At 66.5% G+C, this 24,453-nt stretch carries 22 protein-coding genes; 11 read left to right on the top strand and 11 right to left on the bottom strand.

Features of this window, described 5'->3' with window-relative positions; translation table 11 throughout:
- Positions 1–34: 34 nt before the first annotated feature.
- From CXY80_RS11485 to mutM, 4 genes are read left to right on the top strand one after another with little or no spacing between them, the layout of a single operon-like run.
- The gene (locus CXY80_RS11485; RefSeq protein ID WP_233195301.1) at positions 35–604 is read left to right on the top strand and encodes a DUF177 domain-containing protein; all 570 of its coding nucleotides are present in this window, start codon (positions 35–37) and stop codon (positions 602–604) included.
- 2 nt (positions 605–606) lie between these two features.
- On the top strand, positions 607–810 hold the full coding sequence (rpmF, locus tag CXY80_RS11480; RefSeq protein WP_092108959.1) for a 50S ribosomal protein L32: 204 nt from the start codon (positions 607–609) through the stop codon (positions 808–810).
- Positions 811–843: 33 nt separating this feature from the next.
- Positions 844–1,536, top strand: coding sequence for a ribonuclease III (rnc, locus tag CXY80_RS11475; protein ID WP_092449246.1), 693 nt, complete (start codon positions 844–846; stop codon positions 1,534–1,536).
- A gap of 5 nt (positions 1,537–1,541) precedes the next feature.
- Entirely contained in the window at positions 1,542–2,453 is a 912-nt protein-coding gene (gene mutM, locus CXY80_RS11470) for a bifunctional DNA-formamidopyrimidine glycosylase/DNA-(apurinic or apyrimidinic site) lyase (RefSeq protein ID WP_104132590.1), read from the top strand.
- 29 nt (positions 2,454–2,482) lie between these two features.
- Here the strand turns inward: mutM and CXY80_RS11465 are convergent, their stop codons facing one another.
- Positions 2,483–3,568 (bottom strand): GNAT family N-acetyltransferase, encoded by a 1,086-nt coding sequence (locus CXY80_RS11465; RefSeq protein WP_158251638.1) that lies wholly within the window; start codon positions 3,566–3,568, stop codon positions 2,483–2,485.
- Positions 3,569–3,801: 233 nt separating this feature from the next.
- On the opposite strand from CXY80_RS11465, the gene smc reads away from it, so the two are divergent.
- Both smc and CXY80_RS11455 read left to right on the top strand, forming a co-directional pair.
- Entirely contained in the window at positions 3,802–7,467 is a 3,666-nt protein-coding gene (smc, locus tag CXY80_RS11460; RefSeq protein ID WP_104132588.1) for a chromosome segregation protein SMC, read from the top strand.
- Between the two features lie 40 nt (positions 7,468–7,507).
- On the top strand, positions 7,508–8,065 hold the full coding sequence (locus CXY80_RS11455) for a HutD family protein (RefSeq protein WP_092449242.1): 558 nt from the start codon (positions 7,508–7,510) through the stop codon (positions 8,063–8,065).
- A 164-nt stretch (positions 8,066–8,229) separates the two neighbouring features.
- Here CXY80_RS11455 and fdxA read toward each other — a convergent pair whose 3' ends face one another.
- From fdxA to CXY80_RS11410, 9 genes are read right to left on the bottom strand one after another with little or no spacing between them, the layout of a single operon-like run.
- Entirely contained in the window at positions 8,230–8,547 is a 318-nt protein-coding gene (gene fdxA / locus CXY80_RS11450; RefSeq protein ID WP_104132587.1) for a ferredoxin, read from the bottom strand.
- Complete coding sequence (locus CXY80_RS11445) at positions 8,544–9,944, bottom strand: FAD-dependent oxidoreductase (RefSeq protein WP_104132586.1); 1,401 nt, start codon at positions 9,942–9,944, stop codon at positions 8,544–8,546. The genes fdxA and CXY80_RS11445 overlap by 4 nt, the downstream gene beginning before the upstream one ends.
- A 44-nt stretch (positions 9,945–9,988) precedes the next feature.
- Entirely contained in the window at positions 9,989–10,909 is a 921-nt protein-coding gene (locus tag CXY80_RS11440) for an ABC transporter permease (RefSeq protein WP_104132585.1), read from the bottom strand.
- Positions 10,899–11,684: an ABC transporter ATP-binding protein gene (locus tag CXY80_RS11435; protein WP_092449238.1), complete on the bottom strand. Its 786-nt coding sequence runs from the start codon at positions 11,682–11,684 to the stop codon at positions 10,899–10,901. The genes CXY80_RS11440 and CXY80_RS11435 overlap by 11 nt, the downstream gene beginning before the upstream one ends.
- The gene (locus CXY80_RS11430) at positions 11,681–13,108 is read right to left on the bottom strand and encodes a sulfate adenylyltransferase subunit 1 (protein ID WP_104132584.1); all 1,428 of its coding nucleotides are present in this window, start codon (positions 13,106–13,108) and stop codon (positions 11,681–11,683) included. The genes CXY80_RS11435 and CXY80_RS11430 overlap by 4 nt, the downstream gene beginning before the upstream one ends.
- A 4-nt stretch (positions 13,109–13,112) precedes the next feature.
- Positions 13,113–14,159, bottom strand: a complete 1,047-nt coding sequence (locus CXY80_RS11425) for an ABC transporter substrate-binding protein (protein ID WP_104132583.1) — start codon at positions 14,157–14,159, stop codon at positions 13,113–13,115.
- The gene (cysD, locus tag CXY80_RS11420) at positions 14,159–15,070 is read right to left on the bottom strand and encodes a sulfate adenylyltransferase subunit CysD (protein ID WP_233195300.1); all 912 of its coding nucleotides are present in this window, start codon (positions 15,068–15,070) and stop codon (positions 14,159–14,161) included. The genes CXY80_RS11425 and cysD overlap by 1 nt, the downstream gene beginning before the upstream one ends.
- Positions 15,067–15,852 (bottom strand): phosphoadenylyl-sulfate reductase, encoded by a 786-nt coding sequence (locus tag CXY80_RS11415; protein WP_092449234.1) that lies wholly within the window; start codon positions 15,850–15,852, stop codon positions 15,067–15,069. The genes cysD and CXY80_RS11415 overlap by 4 nt, the downstream gene beginning before the upstream one ends.
- Positions 15,849–17,585 carry a nitrite/sulfite reductase gene (locus CXY80_RS11410; protein ID WP_104132679.1) on the bottom strand — a complete coding sequence of 579 codons (1,737 nt, stop codon included), beginning with the start codon at positions 17,583–17,585 and terminating at the stop codon, positions 15,849–15,851. Before CXY80_RS11410 ends, CXY80_RS11415 begins: the two co-directional genes overlap by 4 nt.
- A 321-nt stretch (positions 17,586–17,906) precedes the next feature.
- On the opposite strand from CXY80_RS11410, the gene ftsY reads away from it, so the two are divergent.
- Together ftsY and CXY80_RS11400 are read left to right on the top strand one after the other, a co-directional pair.
- A complete protein-coding gene (gene ftsY, locus CXY80_RS11405) occupies positions 17,907–18,782 on the top strand; it encodes a signal recognition particle-docking protein FtsY (protein WP_104132582.1) in 876 nt (291 codons plus the stop codon).
- Between the two features lie 22 nt (positions 18,783–18,804).
- The gene (locus CXY80_RS11400) at positions 18,805–19,308 is read left to right on the top strand and encodes a DUF2004 domain-containing protein (RefSeq protein WP_092449232.1); all 504 of its coding nucleotides are present in this window, start codon (positions 18,805–18,807) and stop codon (positions 19,306–19,308) included.
- A 114-nt stretch (positions 19,309–19,422) separates the two neighbouring features.
- Here CXY80_RS11400 and CXY80_RS11395 read toward each other — a convergent pair whose 3' ends face one another.
- A complete protein-coding gene (locus CXY80_RS11395) occupies positions 19,423–20,916 on the bottom strand; it encodes an MFS transporter (protein ID WP_104132581.1) in 1,494 nt (497 codons plus the stop codon).
- 61 nt (positions 20,917–20,977) lie between these two features.
- Here CXY80_RS11395 and CXY80_RS11390 point away from each other — a divergent pair, with 61 nt between their 5' ends.
- From CXY80_RS11390 to CXY80_RS11380, 3 genes are all read left to right on the top strand, one after another.
- Entirely contained in the window at positions 20,978–21,577 is a 600-nt protein-coding gene (locus CXY80_RS11390; RefSeq protein WP_158251637.1) for a TetR family transcriptional regulator, read from the top strand.
- A gap of 79 nt (positions 21,578–21,656) precedes the next feature.
- Positions 21,657–23,246: a signal recognition particle protein gene (gene ffh / locus CXY80_RS11385; RefSeq protein WP_092449230.1), complete on the top strand. Its 1,590-nt coding sequence runs from the start codon at positions 21,657–21,659 to the stop codon at positions 23,244–23,246.
- 338 nt (positions 23,247–23,584) lie between these two features.
- Complete coding sequence (locus CXY80_RS11380) at positions 23,585–24,373, top strand: LLM class F420-dependent oxidoreductase (protein ID WP_104132580.1); 789 nt, start codon at positions 23,585–23,587, stop codon at positions 24,371–24,373.
- The last annotated feature ends 80 nt before the right edge of the window (positions 24,374–24,453 follow it).

Below are 24,453 nucleotides of genomic sequence, written 5' to 3'. Positions count from 1 at the left end.
GAGTACCCACGCAGAAAGCGTAGAATTTACGACCGTGACTAAGTTCAAGAAGACGCCGTACACGGTCGACGTGCGCGACCTCATTAACCGCCCGGGCACCATGCACGAACGCCACCTCGGCATTGACGTACCCGACGACCTCGGCGCTGGCCTGGTGGCGGTGAAAGCCGGGTCGACCCTGTCGGCTGAGCTGCGCCTCGAGGCGATGCACGAGGGAATTCTGGTAAGCGTCGAGGTCTATGCGCGGGCACTCGGTGAGTGCGGTCGATGCCTGAAAGACATCGACCTGCCGGTCCGAGTTCATTTTGCCGAGCTTTTCGGTTATCCTCAGGAGGAAGCCTTCGAGTTTGAGATTTCGGACGACCATGTCGATTTGGAATCTTTGATCCGGGACGCGGTAGTGTTATCACTTCCGTTCCAGCCGGTATGTCGGCGTGATTGCCCTGGTCTTGACAGTGAGACCGGGCTGCCGCTTGCCGAACTGCCCGAACTCGTTTCCGACGAGAGCTACGATCCCCGGTGGTCAGCGCTTGCGGGGTTTACGGCTTCCACAGACAAAGACATGGATGCGGACATCCATGTTTCAGACAGAGAAGAGAAGTAGTCATGGCAGTACCGAAGCGCAAGATGTCGCGTTCCAACACCCACTCGCGTCGCGCGCAGTGGAAGGCCACGCCTCCCACCCTCGTAAAGACCATGGAGGGCGGCAAGGTTGTCTACAGCCTGCCGCACCGTGCCAAGGTTGTCACCGACTCCACCGGCACTCCGTTGTTCATGGAATACAAGGGCCGTAAAGTCGCCGACATTTAAGTCGCCTCTTCTCTCCAGACCAGAACTCGGTCGATGAAAAGAGTTAATACCGAGCGGTCGCCCCTGTTGGCGACCCTCGGCGTGCAGATTGAACCGGTGATTCTGGAGCTAGCTCTGACCCACCGGTCTTTTGCGTACGAAAACGGCGGCATTCCCACAAACGAGCGCCTGGAATTTCTCGGCGACTCGATTCTGGGGCAAGCCGTCACGGTCATGCTTTACCGTACCTACCCGAACCTCGACGAGGGTCACCTCGCGAAGCGTCGGGCCAGCCTGGTGTCCACGGCCGCTCTCGCGCAGATTGCCCGCGGCCTCGGCCTGGGCGACTACATTCTGCTCGGTCGGGGCGAGACCCTCACCGGCGGCCGCGATAAGGCATCCATTCTCGCCGATACCGTCGAGGCGCTCATCGGCGCCACGTTTTTGGATGCCGGTGGCGAAGCTGCCACCGCGTTCGTGCTGCGCTTGATCGAGCCACTGCTGGCTGAACCTGGCCATTTTGGTGTGTCGATGGACCCGAAAACGAGCCTGCAGGAGCTCGCAGCGAGCGCTGGCGTCGGCGTTCCCGTGTACACACTCGAAGGTAGTGGCCCCGACCACTCCAAGGTGTATGTCGCGACGGTCGTTATTGGTTCGGCCGTGACCGCCCAGGGCGTCGGCCCCAGCAAGAAGTTCGCCGAAATGGCTGCGGCTCGTGACGCAATCGACCAGCTCAACGCGCTCTAACTTCTATGCCGGAGCTCCCCGAGGTTGAGGTCGTGCGTGCCGGTCTCCAGCCGGCCGTCACCGGCGCTCTCGTCACCGGGGTTGAAATCTTCGACGAGCGCTCCCTGCGTCGGCACGTTCCGGCGGCCGGATCCTTCGCCGAGCAGCTCACGGGGCGGCGAATTCTCGCCGCCGTGCGTCGCGGCAAATTCCTCTGGTTGCCCCTCGACAGCGATCGCGCCCTGGTCGTTCACCTCGGTATGAGCGGCCAGGTGCTGCTGCGCACACCGGGTGCCGCGGAGGATCGCATGTTGCGCATCCGCTTGACGCTGGAACACCCGACCCACGGCGAGCTGTGGGTCAATTTCGTCGACCAGCGCATCTTCGGCAGCATGGCCGTCGACGCGATGGGCCCGACCCGTGACAGCCTGCCGGGCGGATATTCGGGTCAGCCCCAAGCGGATGCCGCCTGGCAGAACCGCATTCCCTCGCGGGTAGCGCACATTGCTCGCGACCCGATCGACCCCTCGTTTGCTTCGAACGCCTTCTTCGCCGCTCTCGCGCGCAAGAACACCGGCATCAAGCGGGCGCTGCTCGACCAGAACCTGATCAGCGGCATCGGCAATATTTACGCGGACGAGGCGCTCTTTGCCGCGCGGATCCACTACGAGCAGCCCGCAGCATCGCTGTCGGCGGCGAAGGCCAGAACGTTGCTCGCGGCCGTGCGCACCATTCTGCAGCGTGCCCTCGCCGAGGGCGGCACCAGCTTCGACGCCCAGTACGTCAACGTGAACGGGCAGTCCGGCTACTTCGCGCACAGCCTCGAGGCCTACGGTCGGCAGGGCACGCCGTGCTCCCGTTGCGGGACCCTGATCGTGCGCGAGCAGTTCATGAACCGCGGCTCGCACTTCTGCCCGCGCTGCCAGCGCCTGCGCTGACTGCCGGTCGGAGCCCTCGGTTTTCCGGATCATTTTTCGGCCGGCACGACCCGTTTCCAGGCACCCTCATAGCCCATCGGCACGAAGCCGAGCGCCTCGTTGACCACGAGCATGTGCCGGTTCTCTTCGGCGTTGAAGGTCGTCACCGACGGATGCCCCGGGCTTTCCTGCGCAAGATACTCCAAATTCGCCGTCTTCAGTAGCATGCCGAGGCGGTGCCCGCGGTGTTCCCGCAAGACCAGGGTGTCCTCCTGGCTGACGGACCGCTCGCGTTCGGCCGGTACCGACAGCTGGGTGAAGGCGACCAGGTGACCGCTCGGCTCGTGCAGCGCGGCGGCGGTGAGCATTCTCCGGGGGCTGGAGCCACGGGAGGTCTCCTCGTCGACCAGCCGGTCGGCGGTCCAGACGTCTTCGGGTTCCGTAAGGCCCGCAGTCGGGGCGTCGGTGCTCATCCGGGTATAGGGGACGGCGAGGTCGTCGCGCCAGCGCGGGGGAGTGCCCGCGCTCCAATAGTGAACGGTGTAGTCGCCGCCGGCGTGCGCTGCTGCATCCGCTTGAAAGCGGCGGATCACGCCCTCGTCGGCGGGTAGTGCGAGTCGGCTGCCGCGCTCGACCTGTTCTAGCCGGTAGCCGCGCGCGAGCAGAAAACGCACCTCGGCGTTGTCTTGTGGGACCGACCCGAAGCCGGTCGGTGCGGTCAGGCGTTCTCCGGGGGTATCCGCAGACACCGTGTACACGATCAGCTCGTGCCGATTCTCGGTCCCGACAAGGTGTTCGACCCGGTCGGCGAGGGCCGTGCCGATGCCGCACCTGCGCCAGGCTGGCAGCACCTGCACGCCCAGCCAGGCATGGTCGTCGTTTGCGTCGAGCAGGGTTTCATAGGTGGCGCGGGCCACCACTGTGCCCTCAACCCGAGCAACGAACATGCGCTTAGGGTCGTATTTCGGATTGAGCCATCCGGGCAGCAGCTCGGCAGCCGAATAGTTGAGTGCGTTCGTACCAAACCCCTCAGCCTCGACGAGGTTTCGCAGCGCGGCCACCGCCACGAAGTCGGGCCAGCTGGGCGCGTGCGGTGTAGCGGGAATGACGAGTTCGTCGATTGAGAAGTCGCTCATGCTGCGCCACAGTAATCCGAACAGCACCAGTCCGTGCGGCCGGCCCCGCATAGAACCGCGGATAATTTCGCCCGCAGCCCCGATCTGAGTGCCGAGGCCGCCGAAACGTCTCCGCGGTTCTGCACGCAACTCTTCCCAATAAGCGGATGTCCCGGCCGCTGTCGGTGGCGCAGGGTACCGTTGAACCAGCCCCGAGACCAGGACTCGCGGCCGACCGACCGAAAGGGTGCCCGTTGTATCTGAAGAGCCTCACCCTCAAGGGGTTCAAATCGTTCGCGCAGCCGACGACGTTCGCCTTCGAGCCCGGCGTTACGTGCGTGGTCGGCCCGAACGGGTCGGGCAAGTCCAACGTGGTCGACGCGCTCGCCTGGGTGATGGGGGAGCAGGGTGTGAAAACCCTGCGCGGCGGCAAGATGGAAGACGTCATCTTCGCCGGCACATCGACGCGCGGGCCGCTCGGTCGGGCCGAAGTCATCCTCACCATCGACAACTCCGACGGCGCCCTGCCGATCGAGTACTCCGAGGTCACCATCTCCCGCACGCTGTTTCGCAATGGCGCGAGTGAATACGCCATCAACGGGCGCACCTGTCGGCTGCTCGATGTGCAAGAGCTGCTCAGCGATTCCGGTCTCGGCCGGGAGATGCACGTCATCGTCGGTCAGGGTCAGCTCGACGCCGTGCTGCGTGCGACCCCCGAAGAGCGTCGCGGCTTCATCGAAGAAGCCGCGGGCATTCTTAAACACCGACGTCGCAAAGAGAAAACGCTGCGCAAGCTCGACGCCATGCAGACCAACCTCACCCGGCTGAGCGACCTCGCCGGGGAAATTCGCCGCCAGCTCAAACCGCTCGGCCGTCAGGCCGACATCGCCCGCGAGGCGCAGACCATCGCCGCCGTGGTGCGCGATGCCCGCGCGCGCTTGCTCGCTGACGACGTTGTGCTGCTGCGCGCCGCGCTCGACGCCCATAATCACACCGAGAGCGAACGGCACACCGAACGGGTCGTGCTGCAGGAGCAGCTCGCGCAGAAGCAGGGTCGGGTGCAGCGGCTCGAACTGGCCCAGGTCGGCGACGCCGTCGATCTGGCCCGCCGCACCAGTTTTGGCCTGGAGTCGGTGCAGGAACGCCTGCGCGGCCTGTTCACTCTCGCCAACCAGCGACTGGCCCTGCTCGGTTCGCAGGCTGAGCCGACCGGTCCGGCCTTCAGCGTCACGCCCGCCATGCTGACGGATGCTGCTGCCGAGGTTGAACAACTGCGCGCAAGCATCGGGACGGCCGAGACGGCCTGGGGCACCGCCCGGGAGCAGAGCGCGGCGGCACGGTCGCAGCTGGATGCCGTCGACGACGACATCGCCGCTCAGGCTGCGCTCGTCACCCGGCATGATCTCGAAATCTCGCAGCTGACCGGCCAGTCCGAGACGGCCCGGTCGCGGCTGGCCGCTGTACGCGGCGAACAACTACGGCAGCAGAACGCCCTCGACGCGGCGTTCGATCGCAGCGAGAAGGCACAAAGTCAGCTGGCCGAGCTCGAAACGGCCGTGACCGAGGCCGCCGAAGAACCAGACTCCGACGACCTGTCCGAGGCACTCGCACTGGCGCAGACCGCAGTGCAGCGCGTCGAGGCCGACGTGGAACGACTGCGCGATGAGCTGCACCAGCACGAACGCGAGCGCGACGCCCAGGCGGCCCGGCAGGGTGCATTTTCCCTCGCACTCGACCAGAAAGACGGTTCCTCCGCACTCCTCGGCGCGCAGCTCCCCGGTATCCGTGGCCTGGTGGCCGATCGGGTGCGCGTGCAACCCGGGTTCGAGGCGGCGATCGCCGCCGCGCTCGGGTCTCTCGCCGACGCGGTGCTGGCCGACAACCGCGAGGCAGCACTGGAAGCCATCGGCCACGCCCACACCGACGATCTCGGCCGGGTCGAACTCCTCATCGCGGACGGTGCCGACACCCTGGCTCCGGGCGTTGATTCCAGCGTTGATCTGGGCGCGGGCATCCGTTGGGCGACGTCGGTCGTCGACGGGCCGGCCGGAGTGCGTGCTCTGCTCGCCCAGACCGTGATCGCCGACGATCTCGCCGTAGCCCGCGCCGCCCAGCTGACCGACACCGTGACGATCATCACACTCGTCGGTGAGGTGCTGGGCCCGTGGGTCGTGCGCGGCGGATCCGGCGCCCGGCCGAGCAAACTCGAACTCGTCGCCGAACGCGACACCGCCGCCGAAAAGCTAACCACCGTCACAGCACTGATCGAGCGGGTGCGCTTCGACCTCAGCGATCAGCGTACCCTGCTGCACGCGCACAAAGAGCAGTCGGTCAGCGCGCGGGCGGCCGTGCGCGCCCTCGAAACGCAGCTCGCCACTCAGACGGAACGCCGCGGCCGCCTCACCGTGCAGGCCGACGCCGCGACCGCCGACCTCGCCCGGGTCAGCGCCGCCCTGACACTCGCGACCCGCGCCGTCGAAGAGGTCGAAGCCGTCGTCGCCGAGGCGTCCGCCACGCTGGTCACCGCCCAGTCCCGGCCACGACCCCTCCTCGATGCGACCGTGCGCGATGCGCTCTACCGTGAGCTGGAGGTCGCCCGGGATCGTGAGGTGGAAGCTCGCCTCCAAGTTGAAACGGCCCGCGAACGGGTGCGGGCCGGTGAGGCACACGTCGTCGCCCTGACCGAGCAGCTCGCGGCCGAGCATACGGCCGCCGAGGCCGCGGCCCGGCGCGCCGTCATTCGCCGCCGCCAAGTGGATGCCGCTTCCCGCGTTGCCGAGGCGCTCCCGGCCGTGCTCGCCGCGGCCGACCGCTCGGTCGCCGAGGCCCGGCTGCGTCTGGCCAGCGCCGAGGCCGAACGCACCAGTCAGAACACCGAACTGCAGCAGCTTCGCCTCGACGAGAGCGCCTGGCGTGAGCGGCTGGCCGCGATCACCGAGAACGTGCACGGTCTCGAACTCGAGATCTACGAGAAGAAGCTGCACCTCTCGGCTCTGCTCGAACGGGCCGGCAGCGAACTGGGCCTGACCGAAGACGTGCTTGTGGCCGAGTACGGGCCCGATCAGCTGATCCCGACCGACGGCATGATCGTCTCTGACGACTCCGGCGCCGACAGCACCCCGCACGCCAGTGGGGCCAGTGAACGCGCTGCCGGTGAGCGCGACAGCGACAACCGCACCGCGAGCGATCGCGACATCGCGGGCCGCAGAGCCGACGGCATCCGCTTTAATCGGGCTGAACAGCAGAAGCGGTTCGCGGCCGCCGAACGCAAGCTCGGCCAGTTGGGCAGGGTCAACCCGCTCGCGCTCGAAGAATTCGCCGCGCTCGAGCAGCGGCACCGATTTCTCACCGAACAGCTCACCGACCTCACCGAAACTCGCAGCGACCTGCTCACCATCATCGCCGACATCGACGAGAAGATGCAGGCCATCTTCTCCGACGCCTTCGACGACACCCAGGCGGCCTTCGCCGAGGTGTTCCCGGTGCTGTTTCCCGGCGGCAGCGGCAGTATCTGGCTCACCGACCCCGATGATCTGCTGACGACCGGCATCGAGGTGTCGGTCAAACCGGCCGGCAAGAAGATCGAACGGCTCTCGCTGCTCTCGGGCGGTGAACGTTCCCTCGCCGCGGTCGCTCTGCTGATCGCCATTTTCAAGGCCCGCCCCAGCCCGTTCTACATTATGGACGAAGTGGAAGCGGCCCTTGACGACGCCAACCTCGGCCGGCTGCTGACCATCTTCGAAGATCTGCGCGAAACCAGCCAGCTCATCGTCATCACGCACCAGAAACGCACCATGGAAATAGCGGATGCCCTCTATGGCGTCAGTATGCGGCAAGACGGGGTCAGCGCCGTCGTCGGTCAGCGCGTGGGGACTCGTGCTGACCAACGAGAGCGCGACCGGGAACCGGCGGCGTCCTGACCGCTCGGCGTCTGCCGTCTGCTAACCTGAGCCTGAAATCATGCACATTATTCGACTTGACTCTCTTCGACCCGCCCCCTGGCGTAACGGCGGAGGGACCACCCGCGAGGTGGCGTCCTTCCCCGCCGGCGCGGTGGACTTCGACTGGCGCATCAGCATCGCCGACGTGACCGCGGCCGGTGATTTCTCGAGTTTTCCAGGGGTCGACCGCATCCTCACGGTGATCGAGGGCGAGCTGATGGTCGTGATCGTCGATGGCGAAGAGCACGCCATGGAGCAATACCGGCCATTCCGGTTTTCCGGTGACAGCGCGACGAGCTGCGCCCTGCCGGTCGGCGATACCAGAGACCTGAATGTGATGACGAGGCGCGGAGCATTCAAGGGCTTTCTGTCGATCGTCGAGCTGTCGAAGAAACGCGCCCACCCGGTGTTCGACGACCAATTCGCCCTACTGCTGAAGGGGTACGCCGTCGTGACCGCCGGCGGCGAGGAGGCCAAGCTGGGTGCCCTCGATACCGTGCGCGGCGACGATCCAGCCCCGGAAGTTCTCGGACGGGGATTCCTCGCCGTCATCACCCTGGAAGCGGTTCCGACCTAAGCGGATGCTGTTGCGGCATTCGCCACCGCTTCGTTGCCGAGCAAGCCTGCGGCATACAGAATCACGAGCGCGATGAGAAGTGCTCCTGCAATGAGCAGTGCTACCCACATTGCCGGCCTCAAGCCCGAGCCTTATCCATAGCGTGCAGAATATCAGTCGCGCCGTTACCCCTGCGGCGGCACCGCGGAGATGATGGGGTGGTCCTTGGCGAGCACGCCGACCTTGGCCGCGCCGCCCGGGGAGCCGAGGTCGTCGAAGAATTCGACGTTGGCCTTGTAATAGTCGGCCCACTGTTCGGGCAGGTCGTCTTCGTAGTAGATGGCCTCGACCGGGCAGACCGGTTCGCAGGCGCCGCAGTCGACGCACTCATCGGGGTGAATATAGAGGGAGCGTTCGCCTTCATAGATGCAGTCCACCGGGCATTCGTCGATGCAGGCACGATCTTTCACATCGACGCAGGGCAGCGCAATCACATAGGTCACAGTGTCAGCAACGCTTCCGTGCGAGAGATCGCAACCTGTTCGGCCCGAGAGACGACTTTGACTCGCTCCCGACCGGGAGTGACCAGGTCCTGCGCGCCGAGCAGCTGCTCGTGCGCGTCCAGGGTGCGCCAGCCCGCCCAGGTCGTGAACTCGACGCCGCGCTCCGCCAGCAGGGTCAGAATCGCCTCCGCTGATTCGTCAGCCGTTTCGCCGGAGACGAGCGCGGGCAGGTCGGCCACGAGCCGGGTCACCGTCTCGAGGGCGTCGCTCTTGGTATGGCCGATCAGGCCGACCGGGCCGCGCTTGATCCACCCGGTGGCGTACAGCCCGGAAAGAGGCTCGCCGGCGGCATCAAGCACCCGCCCGCCGTCGTTCGGAATGACGCCGCGCACGGCGTCGAACGGCACCTCGGTCAGAGCGCTGCCCCGATAGCCGACCGCGCGATAGACGGCCTGCACCGGGTAGTCGACGATCTGGCCGGTCGACCGCACGCCACCGTCTCCGGTGTGTTCGGTACGTTCAAAGCGGATGCCTTCCACTCGTCCATCGCCGTAGACCTCGACCGGCGAGTGCAGAAAGTGGAGGTGCAGGCGACGTGAGGCGCCGAGCGGAGCCTTGGTGAGCCATCCGTTCAGCGTGCGGGTCATGATCTTGACCTGGTTGTTGCTGGCGACGAGCTGTTCGCTGTGCGAATCGGGAGTGAAGTCTTCGGCGTAGACGACGAGGTCGACGTCGGGAATATCGGCGAGTTCGCGCAGTTCGATCGGGGTGAATTTCACCTGTGACGGCCCGCGGCGGCCGAACACGTGCACGTCGGTCACCGGGGATCCGGCGAGCCCGGCGTAGACCGAGGCGGGAATGTCGGTGCTGAGCAGATCGTCGGCGTGCTTGGCCAGGATGCGGGCCACGTCGAGGGCGACGTTGCCGTTTCCGATGACGGCCACGTCGGTCGCGTCGAGCGGCCATTCCAGCGGCACATCGGGGTGGCCGTCGTACCAGGAGACGAAGTCGGCGGCGCCGAACGAGCCGGGCAGGTCGATGCCGGGAATGACGAGCGGGGCGTCGAGAATGGCGCCGGTGGCGAAGATGACCGCGTGGTAGTGCTCGCGCAGATCAGCCAGGGTCAGGTCGGTGCCGTAGGTGACGTTGCCGATGAAACGAATGATGCCTGCGTCGAGCATCTCCTGCAACGATTTGACGATGCCCTTGATGCGCGGGTGGTCGGGGGCGACGCCGTAGCGAATGAGTCCGTAGGGGGCCGGCAGCGCATCGAACAGGTCGATGGCCACGGTGTGACCGGTTTCGAGCACGAGTCGGTTGAGAATATTGCCGGCGTAGATTCCGGCCGGGCCGGCGCCGATAATGGCAACGCGCAGTGCACAGGGAGAGGGGGTCATAAGGAGCCTTTCAAACAAAGGGAAGAAGAGTGGATGCGGGCGGGTCAGCGCAGGCCAGCGGCCATCAGTCCGCGGCGGCGCAGCAGGCGACGCTCGATCGGGGCGAAGATCACGAGTTCCACCAGGATTCCGACGAACAGAATCACCAGGATCGTGGCGAGCACCCCGGACAGGTCGGCAAGCTCGCGGCTTTGGTGCAGCATGGAACCGAGACCGAAGCCGATCGTGCCGCCCATGGTGATGATCTCGGCGGCCATGAGTGAGCGCCAGGCGAAGGCCCAGCCCTGCTTGAGGCCGGAGAAATAGCCGGGCAGGGCGGCGGGCAACACCACGAGGGTCGCCATCTGCAGGTGCGAGGCGCCGAGTACCGTGCCGACGCGGCGCAGCTGCGGTGGAATCTGGTCGACGCCCGAGACGAGCCCATTGGCAATCGAGGGGACAGCGCCCATCAGAATGACGAAGTACACCGTGGCGTCGGTGAGGCCGAACCACATGATCGCGGCGGGAACCCAGGCGACCGAGGGGAGCACCTGCAAGCCGGAGAGCAGCGGTCCGAGCGCACGCCGCACCGGGCGGCACTCCGCGAGCAGCAGCCCGATCGGGGTGCCGATGGCGATGGCGATGAGAAAGCCGAGACCGCCGCGCTCGAGGCTCGTCGATACCGCGAGTTGCAGGCGGTCGCTCGACCAGGCACTCACGAGGGAATCGAATACGTCTAAGGGGCCGGGAGTGAGGTCGGGCCGGGGTTTGACGATGAGAATGTAAACCTGCCAGGCCGCGACCAGCGCAATGAGCAGCAGAATCGGGGGAAGGACACCGTCGAGGGTGCGGCGAAAGGCGCCGCGGGGCGTTTCGGGAACGGCCTGCAGCGAATCCAAACCGGCTTCGAGGCGGCGCAGTTCGTCGTGGCTCGGGTCGTTGGTTGCTCCGCCACGAATGGTGTCGGTGCGAGCATCAAGCGGCATTGCGGCGGATCTCCTCGCGCAGCTGGTCAGTGATTTCGTCACCGAGGCGGGCGACCTCGGGGGACTCGATCCGGCGGGAGCCGGTGTCGGTGATGGTCCATTCGTTGACGATGCGGCCTGGGCGTGAGGACATCAGCAGAATGCGCTGTCCCAGCCGTGCGGCCTCGCGCACGTTGTGGGTGACGAACACGATCGTGCGGCCGGTCTGGCGCCAGACCCGTTCGAGTTCTTCGTGCAGCAGGTCGCGGGTGATGGCGTCGAGCGCGGCGAAGGGTTCGTCCATCAGCAGCACCTTGCGGTCCTGCGCGAGCGAGCGGGCCAGGGCGACCCGCTGCCGCATACCCCCGGAGAGTTCGTGCGGGCGTTTGTCGGCGGCATCGGCGAGGTTGACCAGGTCGAGCAGTTCGAGGGAATCCGCTCGGCGGTCCTTGCGCGGAACCCCGCGCAGTTTCAGGGCCAGCTCCACGTTGCGGCCGGCCGTCAGCCACGGAAACAGCGCTGCGTCCTGGAACATGACGGCGGCCTTGCCGCTCGCCACGGTGACGGCGCCCTCGGTGGGTTTCTCCAGGCCGGCAATGATGTTGAGCAGCGTGGACTTTCCGCATCCGCTTGCCCCGAGCAGGCAGACGAACTGGCCGGCTTCGATCGACAGGTTGATGTCATCGAGCACGAGCGGACCGGTGCCGTAGCGCTTACCGAGGCCATCGATCGTGATCGCGACGGGTTCGAGCGCGGTCGGGGCCGGGGCGACAGACACGCTGGTCAGGGAGGTCACGGCGACACGTCCGACCCGGCACCCGAGCCGTCGCCGGCGCGGGTGGGCTCGCCCGGCGCGGTGACGATACCGGCGGCCAGGGTTGCGCCGTCCTGCGGGTGAATGACGAGGAACGCCCCGGAGCGACGATTCTGCGCATAGCGTTCCACCGGCAAATCGCGCGACAAACGGATGTTGGCCTGCCCGATATCGTTCACGGCCAGGCTGGTGGCGGGTTCGACGCCGAGGGTCGTGAGGTCGAGGCGGCCGGTGACCTCGCGAATCAGGGCCTGCACGACGGTCGTGCCGAACTTCAGGAGCACGCGGGCTCCCGGTGCGAGCGGACGCGGGTCGAGCCAGAACAAATCGGCTTCGAGGGCGCGGGTGACCGGGGGCAGGCTGCCTGCGGCCGCGATGACGGCCCCTCGGGCGATGTCGAGGTCGTCGGCCAGGCGCAGCGCGATCGACTGGGGCGCGAAGGCCTCGTCGAGCTGCACTCCGGCGAAGTCGATACCGGTGACGGTGCTGGTGCCGCCGCCGGGCTCGACGCTCACCATGTCGCCGACCTTGATGCTGCCGCTCGCGACCTGCCCGGCGTAGGCCCGGTAGTCGCGGTAGGAATCGGCCAGTTCCGGGGAGACGACGACCGCGCCCTGCGGCCGCAGCACGAGCTGAACCGGCAGGCGGAACGCTTCGGTGGCGCGCCCGGAATCGTCGAGGTCGTCGATCACGGTGAGGGTTTCGAGCAGTTCGAGCAGGCTCGGACCGGCATACCAGGGGGTGCGCTCGGAGCGGTCGACGACGTTGTCGCCGACCAGGGCCGACACCGGAATGACGTGGACCTCCGCACGCGAGTCAGAACCGAGGCCGAGTTCGGCGGTGACCAAGCGAACGCTCGCCTCCACCTCACGGAAGGAGGCCTCGTTGTAATCGAGGAGGTCGATCTTGTTGACCGCGACGATTACGTGCGGCACGCGCAACAGGGCGACAACGCTGAGGTGCCGGCGGGTCTGCTCGAGCACGCCCTTGCGGGCGTCGATGAGCATGATGACGGCATCCGCTGTGGTGGCGCCGGTGACCATGTTGCGGGTGTACTGCACGTGGCCGGGGCAGTCGGCGAGAATGAACGAGCGGGCGGGAGTCGCGAAGTAGCGGTAGGCCACGTCGATGGTGATGCCCTGTTCGCGTTCGGCGCGCAGGCCGTCGGTCAGCAGGGCGAAGTCGATGCCACCGCTCTCGCCGCCGAAGCCACGCTCGGTGGACGTGCGGGTGACGGCTTCGAGCTGGTCGGCGAGGATCGCCTTCGAATCGTGCAGCAGCCGGCCCACCAGGGTGGACTTGCCGTCGTCGACCGAACCGGCCGTCGCGAAGCGGAACAGGGTGCCTTCGGGGGCGGCGACGGCGGCTTCCGTGGTGAGGTCCTGGGTGTCAATGGTGAGGGTCATGCGATTACTCCGTTCCGAGTCCGGCGGCCGAAACAGGCGCGCCTTGCGCTGCGGCGAGAATGCCGTTGAGCTGGGTCAGGTCAAACAAGCCATTGAGGTCGCCGTCTTTTGCGAGGCCGGCAGAGACTGCTCGTTTCAGCGAGACCGGAAAAGTGCCGGCCAGGGGGTCATTGGTGAAGTGCAGGCCGACCAATGCGCGTTCGATGACCGCGTCGGCGAGCGGCTTGCCGGTGTCGGCGGTCAGCTTCGCGTTGATCACGCCGGCCGCCTCGGCCTGGTGCTCGTTCAGCCAGGCAATGGATGCCGTGTGTCCCTCGAGCAGCGCCCGCACCGTTTCCGGGTGGTCGCGATTGAAATCAGCACCGACAAGCAGCACGGTCGTGGGGAATTCGCCCTTCGGCCACCGGGATGATTCTTCGACGAGCACGTGAGCATCCGCTTCGAGCACCAGCCGAGAGACCCAAGGTTCGGGCAGCCAGGCGCCGTCGATCTGCCCACTCTGCAGCAGGGTGAGCGCGCGGGCGTTGTCGGTCGGGGTGACCGTCACGTCGCCGCCACCGGTCGTGCTGGTCTCGTAACCCTCGTCCTCGAGCCAGGAGCGGAGGGCAACGTCCTGCGTGTTGCCGAGCTGCGGGGAGGCGAGAGTCGTGCCGGCGAGGTCGGCGGGGGAGTCGATGCCGTCGCGCACGACGAGGGCGGCGCCGCCGATTGTGGCACCCGCCACGATCACCGCGCTCTGCCCCTTGCTCTGAACAAACGTGTTGATGGCCGGGCTCGGACCGACGTAGGCGGCATCGATAGCACCGGCGCTGAGCGCCTCGATCGCGGCCGGACCGGCACCGAAAGCCTGGGCGGTCAGGGTCGTTTCGCCGAGGGCGTCGGCGAAGAATCCCTGCTCGATGCCGACCAAGGCCGGGGCATGGGTGAGGTTGTCGAAGTAGCCGAGTCGGATTTCCTGGACCGGCCCGGTGGCGGAGGCCGCGCCGGAGCATCCGCTCAGCAGCAGCGTCACGGCCAGGGTGACGCCGACCGCGGAGTTGGGGACGCGCATCAGAAGTATCCTTCCTTCTTGCGGTCTTCCATGGCGGCCTCTGAAATGCGGTCGTCGGCGCGGGTTGCGCCTCGTTCGGTGATGGTGGAAACGCCCACTTCGCGCACGACATCGGCGACGGATGCTGCGGTCGAGTCGACCGCACCGGTGCAGCTCATATCACCCACCGTGCGGTACCGAACCGTGCGCGTTTCGACGGTTTCGTCGGCACGGGGCAGGCTGACCGGGCTGACCGAGCGCCACATATTGTCGCGGCGGTAGACCTCACGCTCGTGGGCGTAGTAAAGCGGGGGCAGCTCGATGTTTTCGCGTTCGATGTAGCGCCAGACGTTGAGTTCGGTCCAGTTGCTGATCGGGAAGGCGCGCACGTGCTGGCCGACGGTGTGGCGGCCGTTGTAGAGGTTCCACAGTTCGGGGCGCTGGTTGCGCGGGTCCCACTGGCCGAATTCGTCGCGCAGGGAGAGGATGCGTTCCTTGGCGCGGGCTTTGTCTTCGTCGCGGCGGGCGCCACCGAAGACAGCGTCGTGCCGGCCGGCGGCGATGGCGTCGAGTAGCGGGAGGGTCTGCAGCGGGTTGCGGGTGCCGTCGGCGCGTTCGGCGAGACGGCCGTCGGCGACGTAATCCTCGACCTTGGCGACCGTGAGGCGCACCCCGTGCGCTGCGACGGTCTTGTCGCGAAACTCCAGCACCTCGGGGAAGTTGTGGCCGGTGTCCACGTGCAGCAGCGAGAAGGGAATCTTGCCCGGCCAAAAGGCCTTCGCGGCGAGGTGCAGCACCACGACGGAGTCCTTGCCGCCGCTGAACATGAGCACGGGCCGCTCGAACTCGGCGACGACCTCACGAATAATGTGGATGGCTTCGCTCTCGAGCACGTCGAGTTCGGAAAGGCGGTGTGCCGTCGTGGTAGTCATAGGTGGAGCCCGCATTCTGTCTTCTCGAGGGTGGCCCAACGGCCGGAACGGGGATCGGCTCCCGCCGCGACGGGCTGGGTGCACGGGGCACAGCCGATGGAGGGGTAGCCCTGCGACAGGAGTACGTTCACCGGCACGTGATTCTCGGTGGCGTAATCCATCAGTTCGTCGTAGCTCCAGGCGGCGACCGGGTTGACCTTGACCAGGCCATTGCGTTCGTCCCAGGTGACCAGGGGCGTGTTGGCGCGGGTAGGGGCTTCGTCGCGGCGCACACCGGTGAACCACAGTTCGTAGTCGCCGAGCGAACGCTGTAGCGGTTCCACCTTGCGCATGGCGCAGCAGGAGTTGGGGTCGCGGGCGAACAGTTCGGCGCCGTGCAGGGCGTCCTGCTCCGGAACTGTCGTGAGCGGCAGCACGTCAACGACAGTCACCGGAAGGGCGGCGGCGACAGCGTCGCGGGTCTCGTAGGTTTCGGCGAAGTGGTAGCCGGTATCGAGAAAGAGCACGTCGACGTCGGGCAGCTGCTTCGACACGATCTCGGGGAGTACCGCGTCGGCCATGGAGCAGGCGACGGCGACACTGTCGGCGCCGAAGTTGCGCGCGACCCAGGCCACGACCTCCGCAGCGGTGGCCTCGCGCCCGTTGGCTGCTGCGGCCGCTTCGAGTTCGGCTGAGCCAGCTTCGGCGAGGGCCTGCAGTTCGGCGGCCGGTCGGCGCGGCGGCAGGTCACGGGCAACGGATGCCGCGGCCTGTTTGACCGCGTTCAGATTGATGGCGCTCATTTGAGGTCCTCCTCGTCGGCGCGGTGCGCCCACTGGGCAAAGGTTTCGTCGTCGGTGCGGGCGGCCAGGAAACGCAGCACGAGGCTCTCGACATAGTCGGCGAGGTTCTCGGCGGTTACCTTGAGGCCGCGCACGGTACGGCCGAGGCCGGCCTCGTCACGGTCAGCGGAGACCAGGCCGCCGCCGAGGTGCACCTGGAAGCCGGGGGTGGACCCGCCGTTGCCGTCGGGCAGCAGCTGGCCCTTGAGCCCGATGTCCGCAGTCTGAATGCGGGCGCAGGAGTTGGAGCATCCGTTCACGTGCAGGCTGATCGGGTGCGGGGCATCGATTCCGGCGAGCCGTTTCTCCAGCTCGAGGATGGCATCCGTTGCCGTCTGCTTGGTCTCGACGATGGCTAGCTTGCAGAATTCAATGCCGGTGCAGGCGATGGTCGAGCGGCGGAACAGGCTCGGGCGGGCCGACAGCCCGATCTCGTCGAGGGCCGCGATCAGGGGTTCGACGTGTTCTTCGGCGATGTCGAGCACGACGAGCTTCTGGTGCGGCGTGGTGCGCAGTCGGCTCGAACCGTGGGCTTCGAGCAGGTCGGCGACACGGGTGAGGGTCTGACCGGAGATACGACCGACGAAGGGGGCCAGCCCGATGTAGAAGCGGCCGTCCTTCTGCTTGTGCACACCGATGTGGTCGCCCTGCGTCTTCGGGCGCGGTGCGGCAGGGCCGTCGGGCAGGGTATAACCGAGATATTCGTCTTCGAGAATACGACGGAACTTGTCGGTGCCCCACTCGGCGAGCAGAAACTTGAGGCGGGCCTTGCCGCGCAGGCGGCGGTAGCCGTAGTCCCGAAAGATGGAGACGACGCCGCGCCAAACCTCGGACACCTGGTCGGGAGCGACGAAGGCTCCGAGCCGTTCGGCCAGACGCGGGGTGGTGCTGAGCGCGCCGCCGACCCAGAGATCGTAGCCGATGCCGAGTTCGGGGTGCTCCACGGCCACGAGGCCGATGTCGTTGATCTCGTGCACGACGTCCTGGCTGGGGTGACCGGTGATGGCGGTCTTGAACTTGCGCGGCAGGTTGGCGAATTCGTCGGTGCCGAGATATTTGCGGGCAAGCTCGTTGATCGACTCGGTCGGGTCGATGAGTTCGTCGGAGGCGATGCCGGCCACGGGGGAGCCGAGGAACACGCGCGGCACATCACCGCAGGCCTGGGTGGTTTCGAGTCCGACGGCTTCGAGGCGGCGCCAGATTTCGGGCATGTCCTCGATCTGGATCCAGTGCAGCTGAATGTTCTGGCGGTCGGTCAGGTCGGCGGTGTCGCGGCCGAAGTCGCGGGACACCTCACCAATCACACGGACCTGTTCGGTCGTGAGCTGGCCGCCGTCGATGCGCACCCGAAGCATGAAGTAGCGGTCTTCGAGCTCTTCCGGCTCCAGGGTGGCGGTCTTGCCGCCGTCGATGCCGGGCTTGCGCTGCGTGTAGAGGCCCCACCAGCGAAAACGGCCGTGCAGGTCGGTGCCGTCGATCGAGTCGAAGCCCTGCTTGGAATAGATCTGCTCGATGCGTCCGCGCACGGCGAGGCCATTGTCGACCTGTTTCCAGACCTCGTTGCCGTTGAGCGGTTCGGTGCCGTCGATCTTCCACTGGCCGTTCGGACGGGTGGATGGCCGCGGCGAGCGAGCTGCTGCCAGCTTGGTGGCTGCCGCCGGAGCGTTCTCGGCCCCCGTCGTGACGGTGGGCACCGTCTCGGTTTCGTTCGGCACGTCGGCTCCCTCGGTTTGCGGCGCCGCTCCAATGATTTCGATCGCAGCGACCCCGCCAACGCTACTGCGACCACGGTGCAATGTCGCAGCCGAGGGTCACGTGCTGTCACACACTGTCACGCAGCGTCACACAGACCGCCGGGTACTCGGCGCGCCTTCCGGGCAGTGGATGACGGCGGCGCCTGAGTGGTGTCGCGGACATCCGCTTGGTTGGTGCCGCTCACCGGCCATTGCTGCCACGGGGACAAGCTGGTGCCGCTCGCCGCGCGCAAGGCGGCGGCGCCCCCGTAGGCTAGGGACATGGCTGAACGCACCCCCTGGTCCCTCTCCGGCGCACTGCGCGGAATGTTCACGAAGAAGACCATCGACGCGCAGACCTGGGACGACCTCGAGGACGCCCTGCTGCAGGCCGATTTCGGCCCGAATATCACCGAGTCGGTCATCGCCGACCTGCGTGCCAAGGTCGCCAAGTACAACACGACCGACCCTGCCGATTTACAGCGGATGCTGCGCGAAGGAATTGAAGAGCGGTTGTCCGTTCTCGACTCCACCCTGACCCTCTCCGAACGGCCGGCCATCGTGCTCGTCGTCGGCGTCAATGGCGTCGGCAAGACCACCACGATCGGCAAATTCGCCAAGTTTCTGCAGACCTACGGTCGCAGCGTCGTTATCGGCGCGGCCGACACTTTTCGGGCGGGGGCGGTCGAGCAGCTGGCGACCTGGGCCGAACGAGCCGGGGCGCAGATCGTGAAGCCGCAGATGACCGGCCAGGATCCGGCCTCCGTCGCCTTTCAGACCGTGGAGAAGGCGAAGAACGAGGGCATCGAGATCGTGCTCATCGACACCGCCGGGCGGTTGCAGACCAAGGGCGGACTGATGGACGAGCTGACCAAGATTCGCCGGGTCGTCGAAAAGCAGGGACCGATCGCCGAGGTGCTGCTCGTGCTCGACGCCACGACTGGTCAGAACGGGCTTGCCCAGGCCGAGGCGTTCATCGAGCACGCCGGGGTGACCGGGCTCGTGCTGACCAAACTTGACGGCTCAGCGCGTGGCGGCTTCGTGCTCGCCGTGCAGGAAAAGACCGGCATTCCGATCAAGCTGGTCGGGCAGGGTGAGGGCATCAACGACCTCACCGGTTTCACCCCGCACGTGTTCGCACAAAAACTCGTCGGCTGATGAAGAATTTAAGAGGAGCACTATGAGCATCGAACACGATTTCTTCGGAATTCTCGGCGACGAAGACGAGGGCGAGGTGTACTGGTCGGAGTCGGCTGAGCTCGGAGACCAGAGCGTCGAGATCGACCTCAGCTCGCCCGACGAAGATTCGGTCACCGCCGAAGCGCTCGATATCGCCGCGGCCATGATCGGGTCGATGGAGGACCTCGACTCCCAGGTGCGGGAATCCCTCGTCGCCGATCTGTCGGCCGAGGTCTCCGTGACCAGCCAATACATCGCCGAGCAGCTCGACGAAATGGACCAGGAAGCGATCGAAAACGCCATCATCTGGGATTCCGGCGACCAGCAGATTGACTTCCTGCGCTCGCTGCGCCTGCAGCGCATCGGCTTTCACCCGCACCGCGCCGGCAGCGAAGCGCACTTCGCGGTGCTCGAATACGCCATCAGCCCCGACGACACCGACGGCCTGCTAGTCGTGACAATCGACGTACACGGCGACACCGTCCAGGTAACCCTGGACAGCTAACCCATCATTTCCGGGCCCGGGCCCGGGCCCGGGCCCGGAAACCGGGCCCATGATTTATCGTGGGCCCGGTTCCTTAGGGTGGGCCCAGGTGAGCGCCGGCAGCCCCGAACCGGGCTACCCGAGGTGTGCGGCCTGCCCCGCGCCGAGCAGGTCTTCCTTGCGCGGGCGCACCAGGAAGAAGGCGATGGGCCCCGCCGCGAAGATAATGATGGCCGCCCACAGGAAGGCGGACTGGTATCCGCTCACGAGAGCGCCCAGCTGAACGACTTCGGTGGGAACCTTACCGATCAGGTACGAACTCACGGCAGCGGTGTACAGCGCGGTGAACAGGGCGGTTCCGAGCGAACCGCCGATCTGCTGCATCGCAGTCACGGCCGCGCTCGCCGCACCGGCATCATGCTCGGCAATTCCCGACAGAGCCACGTTCTGCAGCGGCACGAAGATCATGGCGAGTCCGGCGCCGAGCAGAATGAGCCCCGGCAGCACCTCGAGCGAATAGTTGCCGTTCACCGTGATCTGAGTCATCCAGAGCAGCCCGGCCGCGCCGACGATCGGTCCGACGGTCATCGGAATGCGCACGCCGGTACGCGCCAGAAACTTCGACAGCACGCCGGCACCGATCATGATCGTCGCGGTCATCGGCAGGGAAGCCAGCCCGGACTGAATCGGGGTGTAGCCCAGCACGATTTGAAAGTACAGGGTGAGAAACAGCAGCCCTCCGAGCAGCGCAGCACCCGAGAGCAGCGCCGTGAGGAAGGCTCCGCCGCGTACCTTGTTTGCCATAATGCGTAGCGGCAGCAGCGGATGATTCGACCGCTTTTCCACCAGCACGAACAGCACGAGCAACACCAGTCCGAGCGGGAGGCAAACGAGCACGGGCGAGCTGGCCCACCCACTCTCGGCCTGCGCGAAGCCGAATACCAGGGATCCGAGGCCGAGTGCCACGAGAATAGTCCCCGGCACGTCATATCGGGTATTTCCGTGTGCCTTGCTCTCGCGAACGACCGGGATGGCGGCCGCAATCGCCACGATGGCGATCGGCACGTTCACGTAGAGGCACCAGCGCCAGCTTGCGTACTCGGTGAGCACGCCGCCGAGGATGAGGCCGACCGCCGCGCCGCCGCCGGCGATCGCGCCGTAGACGGCGAAGGCTTTGATGCGGTCCTTGCCGCCGGGAAAGTTGACCGTGAGCAGGGCGAGCGAGGCTGGCGCGAGCAGCGCGGCGAACAGGCCCTGCAGGCCGCGGGCGGCGAGTAGCTCCCAGGTGCTCTGGGCGGCGCCGCCGAGGGCCGAGGCAATGGCGAACCCGGCCATGCCCACGATGAAGGAGCGTTTGCGGCCCCAGAAGTCGGCAATACGCCCGCCGAGCAGCAGCAGCGCGCCGAAGACAAGCGAGTACAGCGTGACGACCCAGGTGCGCTCGCCGTCGCTCATGCCGAGCGCGGTCTGTGCCTGGGGGAGCGCGATGTTCACGATGGTTCCGTCGAGTACGACGGTGAGCTGGGCGAGCGCCACGATGGCCAGCAGCAACCACTTTCGTGGGTGGGGCGCGGTGGCCGCCGACGCGGGCGGGGCAGAACTGGACTGGTTTGTACTGATACCGGGCATAACAATGACTCTATCGTGCAAACCGAACGAACTAGTTCGTTTTGTGAAGTATAGTGAAAACATGGCACGCGACGGAGCAGACCCCCAGACCCGCATTCTTGAGGCGGCGCGCACCGAATTCGCCGCCTACGGACTAGCCGGGGCCCGCATCGACCGCATCGCCAAGAGCGCCGCGGCGAGCAAGGAACGCCTCTACGCCTACTACTCCGACAAGCAGCAGCTGTTCCTCGAGGTGTTGGAGCTCAACCTGCGCGAGTTCGCGAGCGATGCCGTGCTCACCGACAATGACGTGCCGGCCTTCGCCGGAGCGCTGTTCGATCACGGAATGCTGCACGGTGACCACCTGCGCATGATCGACTGGGCCCGCCTCGAGACCGATGGTACCTGGCTGCCGGCCCTCGAGGTCATGCTGGGCTATCGGGACGAACAGGTGCGGCGCATCCGCTTGGCACAGACAGCCGGTCGGGTCGATGCTTCCTGGCAACCGGTGCAGCTCATGACGCTCATCTTCGGCATCGCCTCAGCCTGGGTTCACGAGCCCGGGGCGGTGCTCGCGCACGGGGGCCCTCCTCCGGACGTGACGGCAATCGCGGTTCGCCGAGCCAACGTCGTTCGTGCGGTCGAGCGGCTGATTGCACCGAGTGTGGCGGCGCAGAACTGACGCTCGCCCGAATTTGACGGAACCGCGCCTCAGCATCCGTTTCGAAGTAGCAGCGGCCACCGGTTAAACTAAACGCATCATGGCAACTTTTGGAAACCTCTCAGATCGTCTTGCCGAGACGTTCAAAAACCTCCGCACCAAGGGCAAGCTCAGCGCAGCGGATGTCGACGGCACCGTTCGTGAGATCCGTCGCGCCCTGCTCGACGCCGACGTCGCCCTCGAGGTCGTCAAGGATTTCACCGGCAAGGTGCGCGAGCGCGCCCTCGGCGACGAGGTCAGCAAGGCGCTGAACCCGGCCCAGCAGGTTGTGCAGATCGTCAACGACGAGCTCATTACGATTCTCGGCGGCCAGCAGCGCCGGCTGGAATTCGCCAAGAAGCCGCCGACCATCATCATGCTCGCGGGCCTGCAGGGTGCCGGTAAGACCACCCTCGCCGGCAAGCTCGCGAAGTGGCTCGCCAAAGACGGCCACACCCCGCTGCTCGTCGCCGCCGACCTGCAGCGCCCCAACGCGGTCACCCAGCTCGAGGTCGTCGCTAAACAGGCCGGTGTCGCCGTCTACGCGCCCGAGCCCGGAAACGGTGTCGGCGACCCGGTCAAGGTCGCCCGCGACGGCGTGAAGTACGCCCTGCAGAAGGTTCACGACGTCGTCATCGTCGACACCGCCGGACGTCTCGGTGTCGACGCGGAGCTCATGAAGCAGGCCGCCAACATTCGCAAGGCGATCGATCCAGACGAGGTGCTCTTCGTCATCGACGCCATGATCGGCCAGGACGCCGTCGCCACGGCGAAGGCCTTCCAGGACGGCGTCGACTTCACCGGCGTCGTGCTCACCAAGCTCGACGGTGACGCCCGCGGTGGCGCCGCCCTGTCGGTCGCTTCGCTCACTGGACGCCCGATCATGTTCGCCTCGACCGGTGAAGGACTCGACGACTTCGAGCCGTTCCACCCGGACCGCATGGCCGGTCGCATCCTTGACCTCGGTGACATCCTCACCCTGATCGAGCAGGCGCAGGGTGCCTTCGATGAGGACGAGGCCCGCAAGGTCGCCGAGAAGTTCGCGACCGACTCCTTCACCCTCGACGACTTCCTCGGCCAGATGCAGCAGCTGCGCAACATGGGTTCGATCAAGAAGATGATGAGCATGCTGCCCGGCGCCGGCGCCATGAAGGCGCAGCTCGAGAACTTCGACGAGCGCGAGATCGTGCGCACCGAGGCCATCATCCAGTCGATGACCAAGCTTGAACGCACCACCCCGAAACTGCTCAACGGATCGCGCCGCATGCGCATCGCGAAGGGTTCGGGCATGACCGTCACCGAGGTGAACCAGCTTGTGCAGCGCTTCGAACAGGCCGCCAAGATGATGAAGACAGTCGCCAAGGGTGGCATGCCCAATATCCCCGGCATGGGCCCCATTCCCGGTGCCGGCTACGGCGGCAAGCCCAAGCAGGTGGCCAAGAAGAAGGGCTCCAAGTCGGGCAACCCAGCCAAGCGCGCTGCCGAGAACGCCGCGATTGCCTCGGGCGTTAAGTCTGCCGGTGAGTCTTCCAAAGCGGATGCCGCCGGCTCCGGTTTCGGCCTCGGCTCCGGCGCCCAGCCGGGTAAGGGCAAGGCCGGCGGCCCCACCGAAGAGGAAATGGCCGCGCTGCAGAAAATGCTCGGCCGGTAGTATCCGTTTGGGGAAAGCCTTTGGTGGGCCGGGCCCGCCTTACGGAAGCGGGCCCTTGATGGATCATGGGCCCAGTTTCCGGGCCCGGGCCCGGTCGCAGAAGGTGGGCCCAATCTGCTCGCTGAGTCCGTGGACCGCGCGTAACTCCTGCAAATCGTGAGCGCCAGAAGCCCGTTCCGTGCAAATTACTGGGATCTGCGGTGATCGCCGAAGAAATGGCAGGAGTTGTGCGCGTGCAGTGGCCTTCGGTCGGCGCTGGAGGCCTGGAGGCCTGGAGGCCTGGAGGCCGGGGGCCTGGGCGCCGGGGCACGAACCGTGGGCGGTCTTAGGCTGGACGCATGACTTCGACGGCGAACCACAACGTGCGCATCGGTGTGCAGATCGCCCCGCAGCACGCCCAATACTCCAAGATTCGCGACACCCTCACCGAGGTCGAGGCCCGAGGCGCCGACATCGCCTTCAACTGGGACCACTTCTTTCCGCTCACGGGCGAGCCCGATGGTCTGCACTTCGAGTCGTGGACCATCCTCGCCGCCTGGGCCGAGCAGACCACGACCCTCGAGTTCGGCGCCCTGGTCAACTGCAACAGCTACCGGAACGCCGACCTGCAGGCTGACATGGCGCGCACGATCGACCACATCAGCGGCGGTCGCTTCATCTTCGGCACCGGCGCGGGCTGGTTCGAGCGCGACTACCAGGAATACGGCTACGAGTTCGGCACTCCCGGCACTCGGCTGAACGCCCTCGATGCCAGCCTGGGCCGCATCGAGGCCCGCTGGGCCAGGCTCAACCCGCCGCCCACCCGCGACATCCCGGTGCTCATCGGCGGTGGCGGCGAAAAGAAAACCCTGCGCATCGTCGCCCAGCACGCCGATATCTGGCACTCGTTCTCCAACCCCGAGGTGCTCGAGCACAAGCTCGGAGTACTCGGCGCCTGGTGCGACGAGGTCGGCCGCGACCTGAGCGAGATCGAGATCTCCACCGAGCTGCGCGGCCGCACGGTGGACGACGCTGACGCGCTCTACGACCTCGGCACGCGCCTGTTCACCGTAGGAATCTCCGGCCCCGACTACGACCTCGGCCAGGCCACCGACTGGCTGGCCTGGCGCGACAGCAAGAACGCCTGACCCGAGCGGATGCTGCTGCGCGGCCCCGCGCTGCTTGCGCGGCTGGTGTGCGCCGCGCGCGAGCCAACAAGGGGCGCCCG

The sequence above is a fragment of the Cryobacterium sp. M91 genome (genome assembly GCF_002929615.1).
GTDB lineage: Bacteria > Actinomycetota > Actinomycetes > Actinomycetales > Microbacteriaceae > Cryobacterium > Cryobacterium levicorallinum.
Note: the sequence above shows the minus strand (reverse complement) of the source record. Positions and strands in the feature narration are given on the sequence as shown.